General features: G+C 68.1%; 1 protein-coding gene. It reads right to left on the minus strand.

The window, feature by feature from the left end; genetic code table 11:
• A partial coding sequence (locus AB0389_RS37500) for an amino acid adenylation domain-containing protein (protein ID WP_366400074.1) occupies positions 1-6,333 on the minus strand: 6,333 nt, incomplete at its 3' end.
• Positions 6,334-6,339: the final 6 nt, after the last annotated feature.

A 6,339-nucleotide genomic window follows, 5' to 3' on the forward strand; every position in this document is an offset into this window, starting at 1 on the left:
ACCCCGCGCACGGGCCAACCCGGCCACCCGAGCATGCACCTCACCCGGCACACAGATCTCCACCCGACCACCCCGGTGCGAAGCCACCACCGGCCGCGACCGGTCGAACGGCAACACCAACTCCTCCGGCAGACCAGCCAACGCCCGACGCCAGTAAGCCAGTTGCCCGCTCAGAAGGCTGTCGGGGTCGGTCTCCTCACCCAGCAGCTCACGCTGCCACAACGCATAATCCGCATACTGCACCCCCAACGGCACCCAATCCGGCAGCCGCCCCATCAACCGTGCCCTGTACGCCACCGACACATCCCGCGCCAACGGCCCCATCGACCAACCGTCACCGGCAATGTGATGCACCACCATCACCAGCACACACTCACCCGACCCAACAACCCGCACCAACCACGCCCGCAACGGAAGCTCAACCGCCAGATCGAACACACGACCCGCCAGCCCGGCAACCACCCCGGCCAAACCCCCCTCCTCCGCCTCAACCACCTGCAGATCGAACAAGGAGGACAAGGCAAGAACCTGCTGACACGGCCTGCCCTCGTCCACCGGGAAAACCGTCCGCAACACCTCATGCCGACCCACCACATCACCCAACGCCATCCGCAACGCCTCAACGTCCAGATCGCCACTCAACCGCAACGCCACAGGAATGTTGTAAGTCGCAGACGGCCCCTCCAACTGGCCCAGAAACCACAACCGCTGCTGTGCGAACGACAACGGGACCGGCTCGGGCCGTGCCATCGCCACCAACGCGGGACGTGCCGCACCCGAACCAGTCAGCCGCTGCGCGAGTCCGGCCACGGTCGGCGCCTCGAACAGCGCCCGCATCGCGACCTCCATCCCCAGATTCGTCCGGATCCTGTTGGTCAGCTGCACCGCGAGCAGTGAGTGGCCGCCCAGCTCGAAGAAGTTGTCCTCCACACCGACCGTGGGCAGACCCAGAACCTCGGCGAACACAGTGCACAGGATCTCCTCCTGCACCGTCGACGCCCCCCGGCCGCTCTCGGCCGCCCGGTAGTCGGGAGCAGGCAGCGCCCTGCGGTCCAGCTTGCCGTTCACCGTCAGCGGCAGCGCATCCAGCACCACCAGCGCGGCCGGCACCATGTACTCCGGCAGCATCGCGCCGAGGAACGCGCGCAGGACAGCCGTATCCACACCACGAGCGTGACCGGCGGCCGGGACGAGGTAGCCGACCAGACGCTTGTCCCCGGGACGGTCCTCACGTGCCACCACCGCAGACTGAGCCACATACGGATGGGCGAGCAGCGCCGCCTCGACCTCACCCAGCTCGATCCGGAAACCCCGGACCTTCACCTGATCATCCGTACGCCCCAGGAAGTCCAGGACACCGTCCGGTCTCCATTTCGCCAGGTCGCCCGTGCGGTACATCCGCTCGCCCGGGGTGAAGGGGTTCGCGACGAACCGTTCCGCGGTCAGCCCGGGCCGGCCCGGATAGCCACGGGCCAGGCCCGCACCGGCAATGTACAACTCACCCGCGACACCCATTGGCACCGGACACAACGTCGCGTCCAGCACATGGACCCGGGTGTTGGCGACGGGCGTGCCGATGTGCGGGGTGTTGTGTTCGTCGGCGGACAGAGGACCGGTGGTGGTGGCGCAGACGGTGGACTCCGTCGGACCGTAGGCATTGACGAGACGGCGGCCGTCGGCCCAACGAGCGGCCAGGTTCTGGTGCAGGGCTTCGCCGGCGGTGATGAGGGTCGTGATCGACGGCAGACTGTCCGGCTCCAGGAGAGCCAGTGCGGCGGGGGGCAGGGTGGCGTGGGTGACCGACCGCTCCGCGACGAGGCCGACGAGCGCCTGGCCCGGCAGCAGATCGTCCGACGGGGCCATAACGAGGCACGCCCCGTTGCACAGAGCCATCACTACCTCCCAGACCGCCGCGTCGAAGCTCGCCGAGGCGAACTGCAACACCCGACTACCCACCGCGATCCCGAACTCCTCCGCCTGCACAACGGCCAGACTCGGCAGTCCCTGATGCGTCACCGCCACACCCTTGGGCCGTCCTGTGGAGCCGGAGGTGTAGATGACGTAGGCGGGGTGGGCGGGCAGCAGGGCGGTACGGCGCTCGGTGTCGGTGGGATCAGCAACCGGGAAACCCTCAAGCACGGTGGCGATGCGGGGGTCGTCGACAGCCACGTACGACAGCTCTCCGCCGCCGAGACGGGATGCCTTCAGGTCCGCGCTGGTGAGCACCAGAAGCGGCCGTGCGTCGGCAAGGACGTAAGCGATCCGCTCGGCAGGATAGTCAGGGTCCACGGGGACATACGCGCCACCGGCCTTGACCACCGCAAGGAGAGCGACCACCAGATCGACGGAACGGTGCATCATCACCGCGACCAACGACTCAGGACCCACACCACGATCGATCAACAGCCGGGCAAGGCGATTGGCACGAGCATTGAGTTCCGCATAACTCAACTCCACCTCCTCGAAGACCACCGCCGTCGCCTCGAGGGTACGAGCAGCCTGCGCCTCGAACAGCTCCGGCAGCGTCACAGCAGGCACGGCGCGGGCAGTGTCGTTCCACCCGACCAGGACACGGTGCCGCTCGGCGGGATCGAGAACGTCCACCGTACTGATCCGCTCGTGCGGTGCCGTCTCCAGAGCGGTGACGACGCCTTCGGCGGCTGTGTGGACCATGGCGCACACGGATGCGCCCGAGATGGGTGCGGCGGCCTGCACGGTGAGGATGAAACCGTCACCGGTGTCGTCGACGTTCAGCCCGATCGGGTAGTTCGACCGCTCCTGGGAGTACAGCATCGCGACGCCGTCAAGGCTGCTGTCCGCCCCCGGCGCCGCGTTTCTGGAGTGCCGGTAATTGAACAGGGAGGTGAACAGCGGGGTGTCCGCCTTGATACCGCTGGCCTGCCGGGCCAGCTGCAAAGGGGCGTGTTCGTGCACGAGCAGGTCCGCCAGCTGGTTCTGCACCGACCGGACTGTGTCCATGACCTGCGCGCCATGAGTTCGCACCCGTACCGGCAGGGAATTGATGAACAGGCCCAGAACGCGGTCCGCGCCGCTTCCCGCGGCCATGCGGCCGAACAGGACGGTACCGAAGACGACGTCGTCCCGGCCCGTGGTGGCGGCCAGAACCCGCGCCCACACCACATGCAGGACCGTGGCCGGGCTCACGCCCAGCCGGCGCGACTGGTCCCGCAGCCGCCGCGCGAGTTCCGTGTCGAGCACGCGACGGGCCTCCGCCACGCCGGTGCCGTCGCCGCGGACGTCGAGCAGGCCGAACGGTGCGGTCGGCTCGGTCACGTCCCCGAGCAGGGTGGAGAAGTATCTGAGGTGTTCCTCCTGCGCGACCCTCAGGCGGGTCTGGGCAACGAAGTTACGGAACGGCAGAGGTGCGGGCAGAGTGTCCTCGCGGCCCTCGGTGAACGTGCGCACCTCCTCCAGCAGCACATCCAGGGTGGTGTGGTCCGCGATAAGGTGATGGGCCTGAACGAGCGCGAGCCACTGGCCGTTCACCGGGTCGGCCGCCGTGTACACGCGGATCAGCGGCGCCCGGCGGATGTCCATCGATCCAGGACACGCGGCAAGCATCCGGCCGATCGCCTCGTCGTCGGGCCCCTCGGGCAGGACGACGCTCTCCACCGGGATCACGGCACGGCGCATGACGACCTGGACCGGTTCGCGCAGTCCTTCCCACAGGACGGCGGTCCGCAGGATGTCATGCCGGTCGACGACCTTCTGAAGGGTGTCCACGAACCCGTCGAGCCGCTGCCGGGAGTCGAACCCCAGCAGCATCGGCAGCACGTACACATCGGTCCCGTCACCTGAGTGACCCATCAGGTGGTGGAAAAGGATCCCTTCCTGCAGCGGAGCCAGCGGGTACACATCCGCCACATTGCCCGCTCCGCCGGGCACCCCGGCCACGAGCCTGTCGATCTCCTCGCGGGTCAGATCCACCAGGGGAAGCATGTCGGGAGAGACGGCCAGAGCGTTGTCAGGAATGCGGTTCTCCGGCACCACCACCTCGGCCCGGCCGTCCGACGCGGCCAGTCCGGCAGCCGTCGGCGCCGCGAACAACGACCGCACATCAACCGATATCCCCCGGGCACGCAGCAGCTCCACCACCCGCACCGCGAGCAGTGAGTGGCCGCCCAGCTCGAAGAAGTTGTCCTCCACACCGACCGTGGGCAGACCCAGAACCTCGGCGAACACGGTGCACAGGATCTCCTCCTGCACCGTCGACGGCCCCCGCCCACCGCCAGTCGGCTCATACTCCGGAGCGGGCAGCGCCCTGCGGTCCAGCTTGCCGTTCACCGTCAGCGGCAGCGCATCCAGCACCACCAACGCGGACGGCACCATGTACTCCGGCAACACGCCCTGCAAATGCCTGCGTACCACGGCGATGTCCACAATCTCCGGACTGCCCGCCGGGACGAGGTAGCCGACCAGACGCTTGTCCCCGGGACGGTCCTCACGCACCACCACCACCGACTGAGCCACATACGGATGGGCGAGCAGCGCCGCCTCGACCTCACCCAGCTCGATCCGGAAACCCCGGACCTTCACCTGATCATCCGTACGGCCCAGGTATTCGAGCTGACCGCGGGTGTTCCACCGGGCCAGGTCGCCCGTGCGGTACATCCGCTCGCCCGGGGTGAAGGGGTTCGCGACGAACCGTTCCGCGGTCAGCCCGGGCCGGCCCGGATAGCCACGGGCCAGGCCCGCACCCGCAATGTACAACTCCCCCGCGACACCCACCGGCACCGGACACAACGTCGCGTCCAGCACATGGACCCGGGTATTGGCGATGGGCGTGCCGATGTGCGGGGTGTTGTGTTCGTCGGCCGACAGAGGACCGGTGGTGGTGGCGCAGACGGTGGACTCCGTCGGACCGTAGGCATTGACGAGACGGCGGCCATCGGCCCAACGAGCGGCCAGGTTCTGGCTCAGGGCTTCGCCGCCGGTGATAAGGGTCGTGATCGACGGCAGACTGTCCGGCTCCAGAAGAGCCAGTGCGGCGGGAGGCACGAGGGCATGGGTGACCGACCGCTCCGCGACCAGACCGACGAGTGCCTGGCCCGGCAGCAGATCGTCCGACGGGGCCATAACGAGGCACGCCCCGTTGCACAGAGCCATCACCACCTCCCAGACCGCCGCGTCGAAGCTCGCCGAGGCGAACTGCAACACCCGACTACCCACCGCGATCCCGAACTCCTCCGCCTGCACAACGGCCAGACTCGGCAGTCCCAGATGCGTCACCGCCACACCCTTGGGCCGCCCGGTGGAGCCGGAGGTGTAGATGACGTACGCGGGATGGGCGGGCAGCAGAGCGGTACGGCGCTCGGTGTCGGTGGGATCGGTGTCCGGGAAGCCCTCAAGCACGGTGGCGGTCCGGGGATCGTCGACGGCCACGTACGGTGGGTGGCTGCCGCCGAGACGGAGGGCCAGGTCCGCGCTGGTGAGCACCAAAAGCGGCCGGGCGTCGGCAAGGACGTAAGCGATCCGCTCGGCAGGATAGTCAGGGTCCACGGGAACATACGCACCACCGGCCTTGACCACCGCAAGGAGAGCGACCACCAGGTCAACGGAGCGGTGCATCATCACCGCGACCAATGACTCAGGACCCACACCACGATCGATCAACAGCCGGGCAAGGCGATTGACCCGGGCGTTGAGGTCGGCGTAGGTCACCTCGATACCGGCGAAGACCAGCGCCGTCGCCTCGGGGGTGCGGGCGGCCTGCGCCTCGAACAGCTCCGGCAGCGTCGCCGCGGGCACAGCGCGGGCAGTGTCGTTCCACTCGACCAGGACACGGTGCCGCTCCGCCGGGTCCAGTACCTCGATGGCGCTGACCCGCTGCTGCGGCTCCCTGGTGACGGTGTCCAGGACGCGGACGAAGCGTTCGGCCAGTGTCTCCACCGTTTCGGGGTCGAACAGGTCGAGGGCGTAATCGATACCGCCGCGCAGACCCGCCGGACGATCACCCGTACCCATGCTGGTATCGGGGTCGGTGTCGGTGTCGGTGTGGAAGGTCTCACTCAGGTTGAAGGACAGGTCGAACTTGGCCACCGGCTCACCGGCGGGCAGCAGTACGGCGTCGATACCCGGCAGGTCCAGTGCTGCCTCGGCGTTGTTCTGCAGGGCGAGCATGACCTGGAAGAGCGGGTGGCGGGCCATCGAGCGGGCCGGCGCCAGATCCTCCACCAGCCGCTCGAACGGCACATCCTGATGCGCGAACGCCGCCAGGCCACTGTCACGAACCTGCTCCAGCAGACCCACGAACGTCGGATCACCGGACAGATCCGTACGCATCACCAAAGTATTGACGAAGAACCCGACCAGGTCGTC

Source organism: Streptomyces sp. NPDC093109 (assembly GCF_040701725.1).
In the GTDB taxonomy this organism is placed as follows: Bacteria; Actinomycetota; Actinomycetes; order Streptomycetales; family Streptomycetaceae; genus Streptomyces.